This window comes from candidate division TA06 bacterium, assembly GCA_016235665.1.
Taxonomy (GTDB): domain Bacteria; phylum Edwardsbacteria; class AC1; order AC1; family EtOH8; genus UBA5202.
The window spans coordinates 46,460-59,980 of the sequence record JACRJI010000016.1 but is presented as its reverse complement, the minus strand read 5'-3'; the positions used below and the strand labels follow the sequence as shown (position 1 = coordinate 59,980).

Sequence of the window (13,521 nt, the reverse complement as noted above, 5' to 3'; positions counted from 1 at the left end):
GAGTTTATGGACAAAGTGGATTTTATGCTGTACCGGGGGGTGCGGATATTGGTATTGGACGTCAGCCATTCCAAAAGCGTTGACGAAAATATTGCAGCCTTTCAGGAGGCCCAAAGGATCATATCCCGGGAGCCTTCCAAATCAGTAAGGCTTTTGACCGATGTAACCCAGGCCCATTACACCACCCAGGCGGTGGATGCCATGAAGGAATTTTCCAAGGCTTCCACTCCGTACATCAAGGCCAGCGCCACTGTGGGGGTCACAGGCATCAAGCGGGTGATAGTCCACTCCCTGATCAAATTAACCGGGCGGCACATAGAAATATTCGGCGATCGGGAAAAGGCCCTGGATTGGCTGGCGGGACAACTATAAACAATCAATAGCAAACATAAAACACCAAACGCTAAATTGAACAGAGAATATGCTAAAAAAACTTGATCCCAAAAAACTCAAGGTCAATCCCTTCACTCTGATGGAGGACGAATGGTTCCTGCTCACCGCTGGAAAAAAGGGGGACTACAATACCATGACCTGCGGCTGGGGGGCACTAGGGACGCTATGGAGCAAGCCGGTGGCCTTCGTTTTTGTTCGTCCCACCCGCCACACCTACAAGTTTGCCAACAAACACGAAGACTTCACACTGTCGTTCTTCGGGAAAAAATGCCGCACGGCTCTCAAAATTTGCGGCACCAGATCCGGCCGGGACGGCGACAAGGTCAAAGAGGCCGGGCTGACACCGGTTTTCACCCCCAAGGGCAATGTTTATTTCAAGGAAGCCCGGCTGGTGCTGGAATGCAAAAAAATATACTTTGACGACCTTGATCCCAAGAAGTTTTTGGTTCCGGGGATCGAAAAGAACTATCCCAAAAAGGATTACCATAGGATGTACGTGGGTGAGATCGGGAGCATTTGGAAGGGTTAGGAGGGCCGGAATGGATGCAAGGGCTGGATCATTTACATTCTATGATCATGGATTTTAAACGGGGTTGGGAATCAACCCCGTTTTTTTTTTCATAAGCCTTGCGACTGGCCGGTTTTTGAACTTAAGACAATATGGTCAGATGTTCTTAAATTTGGCTTGATTTTATCGGGCCTTCCGTGTATCCTTAAAGGGATTCGCACATGTGACAATACCGGCAAATGCCTTCAACCAGAACCGCTGAAACAACAATGCCCCGAAAGAACGAAATTACACCTCGCCATGAATTCCCGCAATGGCTTCTGATCGAAGCTTCTGCCGGCTCGGGCAAGACCCACGCTTTGGCCCGTCGCTACGTTGAGTATCTGCTATCGGCAGACATAGCCCACCGCCGTCCAGCCAACCTGCTGGCCATCACCTTCACCAAGAATGCAGCCCGGGAGATGAAGGAGCGGATACTGGCCTGGCTTAAGGAACTGGCCCTGTCGGCCGATTCCGAAAAGCTGGCCCAGATCCGGCCCCTGCTGGGGATCGAAGATCAGGAGATCAAGGTCCTGGCCGGGGATATGGTGGGGCAGATCATCACCGGCTATTCCGATTTCCAGGTCCAGACCATAGACAGCTTCACCAACCGGCTGGCCAGGGCCTCGGCCCGGGAACTGGGCTTCAGGCCGGATTTTAAGGTGGCCATGAGCTATGGCCAGCTGTTGGACTTTGCCCTGGCCCTGCTGTCGGCCAGGACAGGCCCGGGCCGGGACCGGGAATTGACCGGAGCCATGGGCGAATTTCTGAAACAGCTGAACGAGGGAGGGGGGGCCTTTGCCTGGGATCCCCAGCCGCGGATGAGGGAAAAGTTCCAGGCCTTCCTGAAAGTGGAGGCCAAGGAGACCGGCCGATTCGAATTTCCCGGCCGGACCGAGGACATCGAAAGCTGTCTTAAAGAACTGCAGGAGATATATGATGAGGTCGAGCAGACCGGGATCAGCCACGGGCTAAGCGTCCGGCCTCCGGATGCCAAACTGCCGGAGCTGATCCTGGAGAGACGGATCGATGACATACTGAAGAGGGAAAGCTTTCATTCCAAACACACGCCCCTGCTCAAAGGCAAGGCCAGGGGCGAACAGGCGGATGTTTACCAAAGGTCCATGGCGATCTGGGGACGGACCGGAGAAATAGTCGCCCGGCTGGCGGAGGCCAGGGCCGTGGACAAATACTCCCCCTATGGCCTGCCCTACGGGCATTTCAAAAAATTCCTGATGGAAGCCAAGCTTCGCCAGGGAACCTATCATCTCGACGACATCTGCCAGCAGCTTTCTTCTTTCATCAGCCGGCAGAACATTCCCGAGATATACCTGAAACTGGGGGCCAGGATCCATCATTATTTAGTTGACGAGTTTCAGGACACCGATCCGGCCCAGTGGAGAAGCCTTCAACCGCTGCTGGAGGAGGCCATGGCCTCCGACGGCTCGGCCTTCCTGGTGGGCGACCTTAAGCAGGCCATCTATATGTTCCGCCAAGCCGACTACCGGACCATGAAGCAGATCAAGCAGGAGATCCTGGGGGAACTGCCCCGCTGGATGCTGCCGGCCAGCGTGGCTGAAAGCGCCAAACTGGAAAGCCTGCCCAATAACTTCCGGAGCGGCCAGGTGATCGTGAATTATACGGCCGAAACCTTCAAGACCAATCTGGCCAGGCTGATAAAGAGAGGTGACTATTCGGCCGATCAGACCGGCCTCACCAGCTATGAACAGGAACCCATCGCCGAAAAACTGGACCAGGGCTATGTGGAGGTCCGGCATTTTCCGGTCCCTTCCCAGCCCGGCCCGGAAGAGGAAGGGGGACAGCTGGAAGAGCCGCTGCGGGTGGCCCTGCTGGAGATAGTCGGGGACGCCCTTAAGCGGGGCCACAGGCCCCAGGACATCGCGGTGCTGGCCGGCAGCAATGACGAGCTGGAGCAGGCGCTGGACTGGCTGACCCAGGCCGGGATCCAGGCCACCAGCTCCTCGGGCCAGGACATCCGGCGGCGGCGGGTGGTGGCCGAACTGCTGGAATTGCTGGGCTGGCTGGATTCGCCGATAGACAATCTGGCCTGGGCCGGGGTGGTCCGGGGAGAGCTTCTTTTGCGGGCGGCTTCAGCCGACGGGCTGGCCTGGGACAGGGCCCGGGCCGATGCCCTGCTGGTGGCGGCCGGACAGCGTTCGGCCGGCGCCGGCAATCTTTACACTTCGTGCCAGGAGGACCGGGACTTTCTGCCGCTGTGGGAAAGATATTTCCGGGAACCTTTCCAGCTGGCCGGGTTCCTGCCGGCCTATGACCTGGTCTGTCTGGCCATGGAACGTCTGAAGGCCTTTGACAACTTTCCGGATGAGGCCGGCTCGCTGATGCGGCTTTTAGAGGCCGTCAACCGGCAGGAGGCGGAAGGCTCGTCATCCTTAAGCGATTTTCTGGAAGCAATCCGGAACGGCGATGACAGCCAATTCCAGATGGAATTGCCGGGAGAATTGCCGGCGGTAAGGATCATGACCTATTACAAGGCCAAGGGGCTGGGCTTTCCGCTGGTGGTCAATCTCTTCCGCCAGACCGGAAAGAAGCGGGCGGACATGTATTTCCGGAAGAATGAAGGCCGGATAGTGATGTACGGCCTTACCGAACCCATCGCCGCATGCACCGCCGGATATCCCCAGGACCTGGGGCCGCTCAAGGCCGAATTCGACCTGAAGTACGAAGCCCAGGAACTGAACTGTCTTTATGTGGCCTGCACCAGGGCCGTGTCCGAACTGTACAACCTGGTCAGCTTTCCCCAGCCGAAAGATGACGGTCAGACCGCTGCTTACGCCGGGCTGTTTCCGGCCGGAAAAAAAGGCAGCAAGGCCAATGGTCCTGCGGTTGCCAAGTCCAAGGAACCGCTTACACCAAGGACCGGCTGCGCCCCCCTGCCTTTGGAGAAAGGATCAAAGCCGGCCTGGACGGCCTCCCGGTATCAGGAGGCCAGGCTGGGCGAGTACCTGCACCGGGTACTGGAGGACATCGAGTTCCTGCCCCCGGATCCCCGGCAGCTGGTCAAAGAACTGCTCCTGCGACATGGGCCTATGCCTGCCGGGACCGGCCTAACGAATCTGGCAGAGGATCTGCTGTTCTTATTGAGCCAGCCGGAGATACTTCCCTGGTTCACCCTTAAGCCCGGGCGCACCGTTCACCGCGAGGCCGAGTTCGTTGACTCCGCCGGGCGGCTGGTGCGGATGGACCGGGTGGTCTGCGACCCGGAAACGGTGACAGTGCTGGATTTCAAGACCGGCCGGGAGATTTTGGCCGGCAGCCAGGCCCACCAGGTACAGATGTCCGGTTACCTGCGGACCCTGGGACAGGCCTTTCCCGGCAAAGCCCTCGGCGGGCTGATAGTCTACCGGGACGGCACAGTGCTGGAGGTGCGGCTATGAGCAGATCATTTTTGCTTCCCCAGGGGGCCGGAGTGGTGGATTTCGTCAGCAGCCTGATCAATGCCACCGGCCGGGGGTCGGAGCAGGCCCTGGTGGTATTCCCCAACCGCCGTCCGGTAATGGCCCTGGCCCGGCAGCTGGCAACCCAGCGGGGGCAGACCATCATGGCTCCGCGGGGTTCTTCCATCGACGACTGGATCAACGATGAGGCATTGAGGCTGGGTTTTGCCGGCCGCCGGATAGAGGCAGCCGACGGGGCCGCCCTGATTTACAGGATGCATCCCGAGTGCCGGCTGCCGGGCGGAAAGGACAGGCTTTCGATAGAGGATTTTCTGACCTGGGGTTTTACCTTGTTCGCCGATTTTGAGGAGCTTAAGATCGAGGAGATCGAGCCCAAGGACCTGGAATCGGTCCAGGCTCTGGCCTTGGAACCTATGCCGGAATCCTTCGGCCGCCAGCTCAACCACCTGGGGCAGTGGTACGGGGATTTTTACCGGGAGCTTTCAGAACAGGGGCTGGCCACCCGGGCCAGCACCTATAACTGGCTGGCCCGGAATATCCAGGGGACCGACCTGTCCGGCCATTCCATAGTGGTGCTGGCCGGGTTCTACGCCCTGTCCAAGACAGAGCAGAGGATATTCAAGGAACTGCTTAAACGGGAAAACACGGTTCTAGTGCTGCGGGAAGGGCCGGGGATGGAGCGGACACTGGGACAATTGGGGGTAAAGCCCGAGATCATCCCCGGCAGTCCCGGCCACCCGGTCATAAGTTACCTGGCGGCCGGAGACAGCCACGGCCAGGTGATGGCGGCCAACCAGGTGATCAACCCCGGAGACGATCTCTCCCGGACCGTTTTAGCCCTGCCCCGCGAGGACACTGTCTTTCCGGTCATCCAGCACCTGCTGCCCCGGCTGGACGGAGATTGGAACATCTCCATGGGCTATCCTCTTAAGCGTACGCCGCTCTACGGGCTGGTGCAGGTTTTGGCCCAGGCCCACGAGGGCCGGGACGGGGAGAACTACTTCCTGCCCCATTACCTGAGCCTGATGCTGCATCCTTACGTCAAGAACTTAAGTTTTGGCGAAGCCTCATATCCCACCCGGATCCTGCTGCACGGCTTGGAGGAGGAGCTCAACCGGAGTTCGCGGAGGCTGGTCTCCCCGGCCTGGATTGAAAGTGACCCCGGGCTGAAGAAAAAGCTGAGCCGGCGGCTGGCCGGCCTGCTGGAGCAGGGATACGAGCTTGACAAGCTTTACGCCCATTTGTCCTGGATCCACGGTCTGGTGCTGAAGCCGTTTGAGAAGATAACCTCGGTGGCCGATCTCGCCGCCAAGATGGAGGCCCTGGTCACCGGCGTGGCCGGGCGCAGTCCGGTCAACCAGCATCCCTATGCCGACCGTTTCTTTTATCAGATGACCGGGGTGCTGCAGGCCATGAAGGCTTCGCTTCTATCAGGGGAGTCATTCGGGAACATCCGGACCTACTTCGGACTGCTGGAGCACTTCGCGGCCCAGGTGAAGGTGCCATTCTCCGGGGACTCTTACCAGGGACTTCAGGTGCTGGGTTTTCTGGAGACCCGCAACCTGAATTTTTCCCGGGTGATAGTGCTGGACGCCAACGAGGGGGTGATCCCGGCGGGGGACGGCGTGGACACCATTTTGCCCCAGGCCTTAAGGCTGGAACTGAAGCTGCCCACCCGCAAGGACCGGGAGCTGATAGAACAGTATCATTTCATAAACCTGATCCGCGGGGCCAAGGAGGCCGTATTGTGCTACGGCCAGGGGGAGGGCGCCCAGCGCAGCCGGTTCATAGAACAACTGGTCTGGGAGCAGGAGCAAAAGGAGAGGAAACCTGGGCTGGTAGGAGATCAGCTGGTTCATTTCAGATCCAGCTTTTTCCAGCAACCGCCGCAGCCAATCATCAAGACGGCCGAGATGACGGAGATCGCCTCCCGGCTGGTATACAGCGCCACCATGCTGGACTGCTACCTTAACTGCGGCCTGCGGTTCTGCTACCGGTACCTGATGCGGATCAAGGAAAAGGAACAGGCGGCCCAGGACGTTGAGGCCAGCGAGGTGGGGACCCTGGTGCATCTGGTCCTGGACAGGTTCTTTAAGGGGAAGATGGGCCACGAATACCGGCATTCCGACCAGCATTTCGGAGAGATGGACGGCACGGTGGAATCAGTATTCTTGGACCAGTACGGCCCGGCCCAGGACGGGAACATCTTCCTGATCAAATCCCAGGTCAAAGCCAGGATGCGGCAGCTGCTGGGCCATCACCGGGACAAGCTCCAGCCTTTTAAGGTGCTGGCCTGCGAAGAGGAAGTGAATCTCCCAGTGGACCTTCCGGGTCTGGGCCCGGTGCCGCTGACCGGCAAGCTGGACCGGATAGACCTGAGGGGCGGCCAGACTGTGATCGTGGACTACAAGACCGGGCAGGGGAAATTCCCGTCCTCAGGATTTGAATTGGACGACCGACGGGAATGGGCCCGCCGGTTGCGTTCGGTGCAGCTGCCTTTCTACCTGATGTTGTATCTGGCCAAGAACCCTGGAATTGAGGTCTCCGGCCTTAACACCGAGCTTTTGCTGCTGGCCGAACCCGGTTTCAAATCCCAGCCGCTTTTTAAGGAACGGGATGACCGGTTGGCCACGTTCTCGGCCTACCGGGAGGCGATCACTGCCTTGATCAGGGAGATCCGGGACCCGGTCCTGCCGTTCGGGGATACCTGGAAGCCCCGGCAGGAGTGCGTCTGGTGTCCGTACAAGGTGTTGTGCGGAAGGCAGTGGATAAGGGAGGGGCAAAGATGAAAATTTTAGATATACCTGCTTCCAAGATTTAGGTTGACACCATAAAATTTAGGTGCTAAAATTATTCCTTAACCGGAAGCGTGGCCGAGTGGTCGATGGCGGCGGTCTTGAAAACCGTTGTGCTGAAAGGCACCAGGGGTTCGAATCCTCTCGCTTCCGCCAGATCTCGTTGAGCATTGGACAAAGGATTCTGCTATCGGCCCGGAGGCCGGCTGCCATTTTCAGGTTGACAATGAAGTGGCCAGATGTTAAAATTACATGGTTGCGGAGGGGTGGCCGAGTGGCCGAAGGCGACGGTTTGCTAAACCGTTATACGGCCTTAAAGCTGTATCCAGGGTTCAAATCCCTGCCCCTCCGCCAGACTACGTCATATAATGGCCGGGCAAGTAAGAGACTTCGTCTGGCAGGCCAGATGAACGGTTTATTGAAGTTATGGGATTTTGTGAGTTATGTCGCAATATGTTTATGTTTTGCAGAATCTATCCAAGGATAGGATTTACATTGGATGTACCATAATCTTGACAAGAGATTGACCCAGCATAATCAAGGTGAGTCAATATATACTAAAGATAAAGGCCCGTTCCGCATTGTCTGGTATTGTTGTTTTGACGATGCAAAGCGGGCTTTCTTGTTTGAAAGATATCTTAAAGGAGGCTCGGGCCGGGCGTTTATCCGGAAACAGATACTTCCATAATAAATCCCTTTATCCGACGAAGCAGGTTAAAAATTATGAACAAATGGCGCGTAGTCGGATGCCCCTCCGCCAGACTACGCCATATAGAAGCAACATAAGTGAGAGACTTCGTCTGAGGGGCCAAACTGCTAAATATAAAAACGGGACGCTATAAGCGTCCCGTTTTTTATTTTTCTCAAAGATCAAAGCCGTTCACTCCAGACTGAAAACCACCGGGTAGCTCAGCCAGACCGCCACCGGCTTATCTCCCTGCAGGGCCGGGAAAAGGTGGAGGCTTTTAATGCCTCCATGGCCGCCTCGTCCAGGGCCTCGTTGCCCGAGCTTTTAAGCACCCTGACCTTGGCCACCTGGCCGCCTTTGTCCACCAGCACATGGAGCGTGACCTTGCCCTCGGCCCCCATGGTCCGGCAGATGGAGGGGTAGACCGGCCGGAGTACATTCAGGGGGGCGGGCGATATGCTATAGGCCACATAATCTCCGGGCTTGGGCAGATCGGAGTTGCTGTCGATGACTGCGTTCTTGATCAGGCTGTCGGTGGCCGGACTGTTCCGGTTGGAAAAGGAGTTCACTATGTCATTGTTGGTCCGGTCGTCAAACTCGGTGGTGTCGGAAGCGTTGTCATCCACCAAAACTATCCGGCTGGCAAGGGCCGGGCGCTTGATCAGGCCCAGATCCTGGGGTTCCGCATTCTTATTGGGGTCAACCGACTTGGGCTGGGGGATCATCCGGATCAGGGAGTCCCTGAGCATCGGGATGATAACCTTCGTCCCGCCTTCCGGCTCCGCCGGCTCCGGCTGCAGCAGGTTCCGGATGACCGGATAACCGCCGGCCGCTCCCATGGCCAGGACCATCAGAAGCGCGGTGCTGAAAAGGGCCGACTTCAGGTCAAAGGTTTCGATGGCCCGGTAGGTGGCCCTGGTGTAGCCGGGAACGGGGGCCAGTTTGAGCTTCAGGTAAAGGGCCAGGTAACTTGCGGCGAACCCCAGCAGGGCTCCAGCCAGCGGTAACAGCCAGAATATGTTCTTCATGGTGCTTGCTCCTCTTTTTAGTTCTGTAAAATATACAGGAGAAAGCGGGGTTTTATTCCCCTAAAAACAAAAAAAGACGCCGGCAAACTTGCCGGCGTCCTGATGTCTTGTGTCGGGAAATATTAAGACCGCGTTTTTTTGACCAATGGGATCAAAACTCCAATGGCGATCAGCAGGATCAGACCATACTGGAACAAATCCCCGAAACGGCTGTAAAAGGTCCTGATGCCCAATAACGGAAGGGACTCCACCGTCACCGTCTGTTGATAAAGCGGGGTGGGCTGGATCACTTTTCCCGTAGGCAGGATGAACATGGATATTCCTGAGTTGGCGCAGCGGGCCACGGCCCGGCGGTTCTCCACCGCCCGCAGGACGGCCATCTGGGCGTGCTGCATGGCGGCCCCGGAGCGCCCGAACCAGCCGTCGTTGGTAATATTGACCAGAAGTATTGAGCCTTTGTTCACCTGATGCCGGGATATTTCCGGGAAGATGGACTCGAAGCAGATCAGGCAGGACAGGGCGGCCTCCGGCGTTTCAAACACAATGGTGTCGGAGCCCGCGGTCCACTCCCCCTCGCCGAAATTGACGTTCTTTAAAAACGGGATCCTGTCCTTTAATGGAAACCTTTCGCCGAAGGGCACCAGCCGGCTCTTGGCGTAACTGCCCAACAACCCCCGGCCAGGGGCAAAGAGGAAGGCGGCGTTGTAATACAGTTCCTTTTGGCTTTCATCCACGGCCATATCCGGGGTCCCGGTCAGGATCAGGGAATTTGTCTGATCCGCCAGCTGCCGCATCTGGTTGCCGTAATGGGGTTGAAATCGCAGGTAGAACGGCAGGGCCGTTTCCGGCCAGACCACCAGGCCAACCTTTTGGGCAGAGGCGTCCAGTGTCAGTCTTTTGTATTCCTCAAAGTTGAAACGCTGGAATTCCCGGTCCCAGCGCATACCCTGCTGGATGTTGCCCTGGATCAAAACGGTATTCAACCGGGGAGAGGTTAAAGACAGTTTTTCCACCGAGCGGACGGCTATGCTTCCCAGCCAGGGGGGCAGCACCAGCAGCAAAACCAAACCCAGGGCCATTGCAATCGTTTTGGGCTTTCTTAATGTTTCTGGCAAACCGGCCCGCTGGCCCCATATTCTTGATCCCAGACCAAAGAGCAGGCCGTTTATAAGCACCGTCCAGCAGGTCAGGCCGTAAACTCCGGTCAGCGAGGCCATCTGGATCCCGTTTGTCCAGGGGACAAGCGCGTATCCCAGGCTGCCCCAGGGAAATCCCAAAAGCCCCTGGCTGCGCAGAAGATCAAGCGTAGGGATGCATATTGCCAGCCAGGCCCAGAAGGGCATCCTGGTCCTGGCGGCCAGCCATTTGGCCAGGGCAAAGCTTAGGGCAAAATAGAGCGAGAGGTAGAAGCCGATCAGCACTACCCCCAGATAGAGCAGGGGTTTTACCCAGCCCTCCACCGCCGGGTTGAAGACTATCCAGTGCAGCAGGCCGATGTAAAAGAGCGTTCCCGAAAGCCAGGAGAGCAGGAAGGTCTTTCTGGCCGAAAGCCCTTTGACCGCGGACATCAGGGGGATCAGGCAGACGAAGGCCAGGGGCCAGATCGTCAACAGGGGGAAGGTCGAAAATAAAAGCAGGCTGGTGAGACCTGCTAACATGAATTGCAGGGATCGTTTTTGGATCATGGTTTTATCAGGACCTTTCTGTCCTTTATCTCCAGCCGGTTCTGGGCAAAGAGCTCGATAGCCTGGGAATAGGCTTTGTGTTCTTCATTCAAAACCCTTTCGGCCAGGGTCTCCGGGGTATCGTCAACAAGGACCGGCACGGTGCGCTGGAGGATGATGGGGCCGTGGTCCACTTCTCTGTCCACGAAGTGGACGGTACAGCCGGATACAGTCCTGCCCGCAGCCAGCACCGCCTCGTGGACCCTGTGGCCGTAAAAACCCTTGCCGCCGAAGTCGGGCAGCAGGGCGGGGTGGATGTTGATGACCCGGCCGGGATAATGCTCCACGAAGAAGGGGCTGAAGATCCTCATGAACCCGCAGAGACAGACCAGGGTCGCCCCCTGCCGGTCGATGATGGCGGCCAGTTCCCGGTCGAACAGCTCGCGGGATGCAAAGTCCTTGTGATTGATCACAAAAGCCGGCAGGCCGTGTTTTTTAGCCCGTTCCAAGGCTCCGGCCCCGGGGATGTTGGAGATCACGGCGGCAATTTCCGCCTTCAGTTTTCCGGCTTCGATGTTGTCGATGATGGCCTGAAGGTTGGTGCCCCCGCCCGAGACCAGGCAGGCTATCTTTAATTTCTGTTCCATGGGTTTAATTTTATACAAAGCAGGGGGATAAGTCAAACTAAATATTGAAGCCCGGCTTAAATATAAGCCGGGCTCCAAAGATCAAAATTTAAAAAGCTTTTAATCCCACAGCTCCAGGGTTACCCCGAACGACTGGGTGCGGCGGGGCATGGGATAGCCGTAGCGGGTCTGGTAATTGGCGTTGAACAGATTTTCCACCTTGTAATAGACCCGGGCGTCGGCGATCTTTAGTGAAAGTACCTGGTTGCTGACTATGTAACGGGGAAGGATCTGGTTGTACATATTGTCCCATTGGATGTCGGAATACTGGGACCAGAACTTCCAGCCCAGCTTCAGGTCGGGCACGATCTGAATATCGTTGATGGTGATGGAACCGTTGGCGATATGCTGTGGCTTAAAGGGAAGACCGGGCCGGCCCACGGTGTCCTGAACCGTCAAACAATAGGTATAGTTCAGGCCCAAAGTGACCAGGTTAAAAAGAGTGCGGCCGGCCTGCAGTTCAACTCCCTGGGATATGGTCTTGCCCAGATTGGTGGTTTTGGACACCCAGGTCAAAGGATCATAATCCCAGATGATAAGGTCAAGCGTGTTCCTTTGGAAGACGGACAGGGAAGCCGAAATCTCCATAATCTCCGTCTTTATCCCGGCTTCGAGCTGGCTGGATCTCTCGGGCTTGAGATCCGGATTGCCGTACATCATCCAGGTGTCGTCCTTCCAGTAAAGCTCGTTCAGGGTCGGGGCCCGAAATGCCCGGCCGTAGCTGGCGTAAAAATTCAAGCCTTCAAAAAAGCCGTAGTTAAGCGAAACAGAGGGCGAGGTCTGGGCCGGGTAGGCAAAATCCTTGTCGTACCTGACACTGCCCACCAGCAAAAAGCCTTTTAACGGCTCCATCTGTTGGATCAGGAAGGCGGCTTGATGATGAACTTCCGGCGTTCCCACATTGGAGATGTCGCTTTCCACCATCTGGTAACCGGCCCCCGCCGTGGTGGTCATCTGGGGCATCCATGAATGCTGATATTGGCCGTCCACATTGGTCTGGAGGGTGTAGTTGCGGCTGTCAACAGAGGAATAACTCATGTTCTCGATGGAATTGCGGGAGACGGCCACAAAGCTGTTCTGGTCGTAGCTGACCTTTATACTTAGATCCTTTCCCCAATCCTTCTGCCGGTCGGTATAGGAAGGATCAAGCAGCGAGCCCGGCACACCGTTCTGGGACTTATACTCCTGATAACGCAGCTTTGTCTCGATCTTGGAGTATGGTTGGGCGAACAGGTCCAGGAAGTAATTTGTTCCATCGTAGTCGGAATTGACCCGTTGTCCGCCGGTCTTCTTCCAGGTGGCGCCCATGGAGATGGAGGCCCATTGGGTCAAAGGTCTTGAGACCATGGCCTCCCAAACCTGGGAACCGTAGCCGCCTTTTTCAAAATTTATCTTGGAATACGGCTTTAGTTGTTTGGAATCCCGGGTGATGATGTTGACCACCCCGGCCGCGGCATTGGCCCCGTAAAGGCTGGAGGCTGGCCCCCGCACGATCTCGATCCTTTCGGCCTGGCTCAATATCCGGTTGAGGTCGTAAGACCCGTTCTGGGCCGAATTGACCGGCAAACCGTCCAGCAGGTAAAGCACCTGGTTGGTGGCCGCCCCCCGGATGGAAAGCGCCAGGGCGCTGCCCAGGCCGCCGTTGCCGCCCAGGGACGCTCCGGCGGTCTGGGATAGTCGGTTGGCTGCGTCCACATTCGGGGTCAGGGGTTCGGGCTCGATCACCGACACCGAGGCCGGGGCCGAACGCTCGGCCAGCGGGGTCCGGGTGGCGGTGACCACCATTCCCTTAAGCATATAGACCGCCAGGGAATCCTTCATCTCTTTGGTCTTAACGGCGGCTGTGCTGTCCAAAACGGCTATCGAATCGGCCGTGCTGTCAGCAATGGCCGGGGCAATGGCAGCGCTGTCGGGGCTAGCTGAGGATATTAATATAATTGTAATCAGTGAGAACAACATGGAAAGAACGCTCCTTATTGGGTTTTTACCACTGGTAGTCCAGTAGGCCGTGATTTGTATTTGAAATAGCGAACGGATGTAATTCGAGCTCCGTTTGTTGCGGTCGCTTTTGTTTCCGGATGAGGTAAAATATCTCACATACTCAAGTCCCTCCTTTCGGAATAAATCTTCTTTTCTCCCTCTTTTCTATCTGAACGATTTTGGAGTCATGAATGGTTATCAGTATCTCGCCATAGTTGATGTTATGTATAGCGGCGAGTATTTCATCCAGTATTTTTGTATCAGAGAAATTTTTATTTTTTTCCGGCATATTATTTTTTCAAC

General features: G+C 56.7%; 9 protein-coding genes, 2 tRNA genes and 1 pseudogene. 7 read left to right on the top strand and 5 right to left on the bottom strand.

Annotation, left to right across the window (positions count from 1 at the left end):
- The first annotated feature begins 6 nt into the window (after positions 1-6).
- The 7 genes and pseudogenes from HZA73_10670 to HZA73_10640 all read left to right on the top strand — a co-directional run bounded on the left by HZA73_10670 (position 7) and on the right by HZA73_10640 (position 7,860).
- Complete coding sequence (locus HZA73_10670) at positions 7-372, top strand: hypothetical protein (protein MBI5806487.1); 366 nt, start codon at positions 7-9, stop codon at positions 370-372.
- Positions 373-421: 49 nt separating this feature from the next.
- Positions 422-922 carry a flavin reductase gene (locus HZA73_10665; GenBank protein MBI5806486.1) on the top strand — a complete coding sequence of 167 codons (501 nt, stop codon included), beginning with the start codon at positions 422-424 and terminating at the stop codon, positions 920-922.
- A gap of 248 nt (positions 923-1,170) precedes the next feature.
- Positions 1,171-4,356: a UvrD-helicase domain-containing protein gene (locus HZA73_10660; protein ID MBI5806485.1), complete on the top strand. Its 3,186-nt coding sequence runs from the start codon at positions 1,171-1,173 to the stop codon at positions 4,354-4,356.
- Positions 4,353-7,166 carry a PD-(D/E)XK nuclease family protein gene (locus HZA73_10655; protein MBI5806484.1) on the top strand — a complete coding sequence of 938 codons (2,814 nt, stop codon included), beginning with the start codon at positions 4,353-4,355 and terminating at the stop codon, positions 7,164-7,166. The genes HZA73_10660 and HZA73_10655 overlap by 4 nt, the downstream gene beginning before the upstream one ends.
- A gap of 74 nt (positions 7,167-7,240) precedes the next feature.
- A tRNA-Ser gene (locus HZA73_10650) sits at positions 7,241-7,328 on the top strand.
- 104 nt (positions 7,329-7,432) lie between these two features.
- A tRNA-Ser gene (locus HZA73_10645) sits at positions 7,433-7,526 on the top strand.
- Positions 7,527-7,615: 89 nt separating this feature from the next.
- A pseudogene (locus HZA73_10640) lies at positions 7,616-7,860 on the top strand (GIY-YIG nuclease family protein).
- A gap of 221 nt (positions 7,861-8,081) precedes the next feature.
- On the opposite strand, the gene HZA73_10635 reads toward HZA73_10640, so the two are convergent.
- From HZA73_10635 to HZA73_10615, 5 genes are all read right to left on the bottom strand, one after another.
- Entirely contained in the window at positions 8,082-8,888 is an 807-nt protein-coding gene (locus HZA73_10635) for a TonB family protein (GenBank protein MBI5806483.1), read from the bottom strand.
- 122 nt (positions 8,889-9,010) lie between these two features.
- On the bottom strand, positions 9,011-10,573 hold the full coding sequence (gene lnt, locus HZA73_10630; GenBank protein ID MBI5806482.1) for an apolipoprotein N-acyltransferase: 1,563 nt from the start codon (positions 10,571-10,573) through the stop codon (positions 9,011-9,013).
- Positions 10,570-11,199, bottom strand: coding sequence for a phosphoribosylglycinamide formyltransferase (locus HZA73_10625; GenBank protein MBI5806481.1), 630 nt, complete (start codon positions 11,197-11,199; stop codon positions 10,570-10,572). Before HZA73_10625 ends, lnt begins: the two co-directional genes overlap by 4 nt.
- Positions 11,200-11,298: 99 nt before the next feature.
- Positions 11,299-13,197: a TonB-dependent receptor gene (locus HZA73_10620; protein ID MBI5806480.1), complete on the bottom strand. Its 1,899-nt coding sequence runs from the start codon at positions 13,195-13,197 to the stop codon at positions 11,299-11,301.
- 142 nt (positions 13,198-13,339) lie between these two features.
- Positions 13,340-13,507, bottom strand: coding sequence for a YezD family protein (locus tag HZA73_10615; protein MBI5806479.1), 168 nt, complete (start codon positions 13,505-13,507; stop codon positions 13,340-13,342).
- Between the last annotated feature and the right edge of the window lie 14 nt (positions 13,508-13,521).

What these genes read in the sequence shown, in the direction of transcription:
- HZA73_10620 (MBI5806480.1), bottom strand. Translation starts at nt 13,197, where the DNA reads ATGTTGTTCTCACTGATTACAATTATATTAATATCCTCAGCTAGCCCC.
- lnt (MBI5806482.1), bottom strand. Translation starts at nt 10,573, where the DNA reads ATGATCCAAAAACGATCCCTGCAATTCATGTTAGCAGGTCTCACCAGC.
- HZA73_10615 (MBI5806479.1), bottom strand. Translation starts at nt 13,507, where the DNA reads ATGCCGGAAAAAAATAAAAATTTCTCTGATACAAAAATACTGGATGAA.
- HZA73_10635 (MBI5806483.1), bottom strand. Translation starts at nt 8,888, where the DNA reads ATGAAGAACATATTCTGGCTGTTACCGCTGGCTGGAGCCCTGCTGGGG.
- HZA73_10655 (MBI5806484.1), top strand. Translation starts at nt 4,353, where the DNA reads ATGAGCAGATCATTTTTGCTTCCCCAGGGGGCCGGAGTGGTGGATTTC.
- HZA73_10670 (MBI5806487.1), top strand. Translation starts at nt 7, where the DNA reads ATGGACAAAGTGGATTTTATGCTGTACCGGGGGGTGCGGATATTGGTA.
- HZA73_10665 (MBI5806486.1), top strand. Translation starts at nt 422, where the DNA reads ATGCTAAAAAAACTTGATCCCAAAAAACTCAAGGTCAATCCCTTCACT.
- HZA73_10625 (MBI5806481.1), bottom strand. Translation starts at nt 11,199, where the DNA reads ATGGAACAGAAATTAAAGATAGCCTGCCTGGTCTCGGGCGGGGGCACC.
- HZA73_10660 (MBI5806485.1), top strand. Translation starts at nt 1,171, where the DNA reads ATGCCCCGAAAGAACGAAATTACACCTCGCCATGAATTCCCGCAATGG.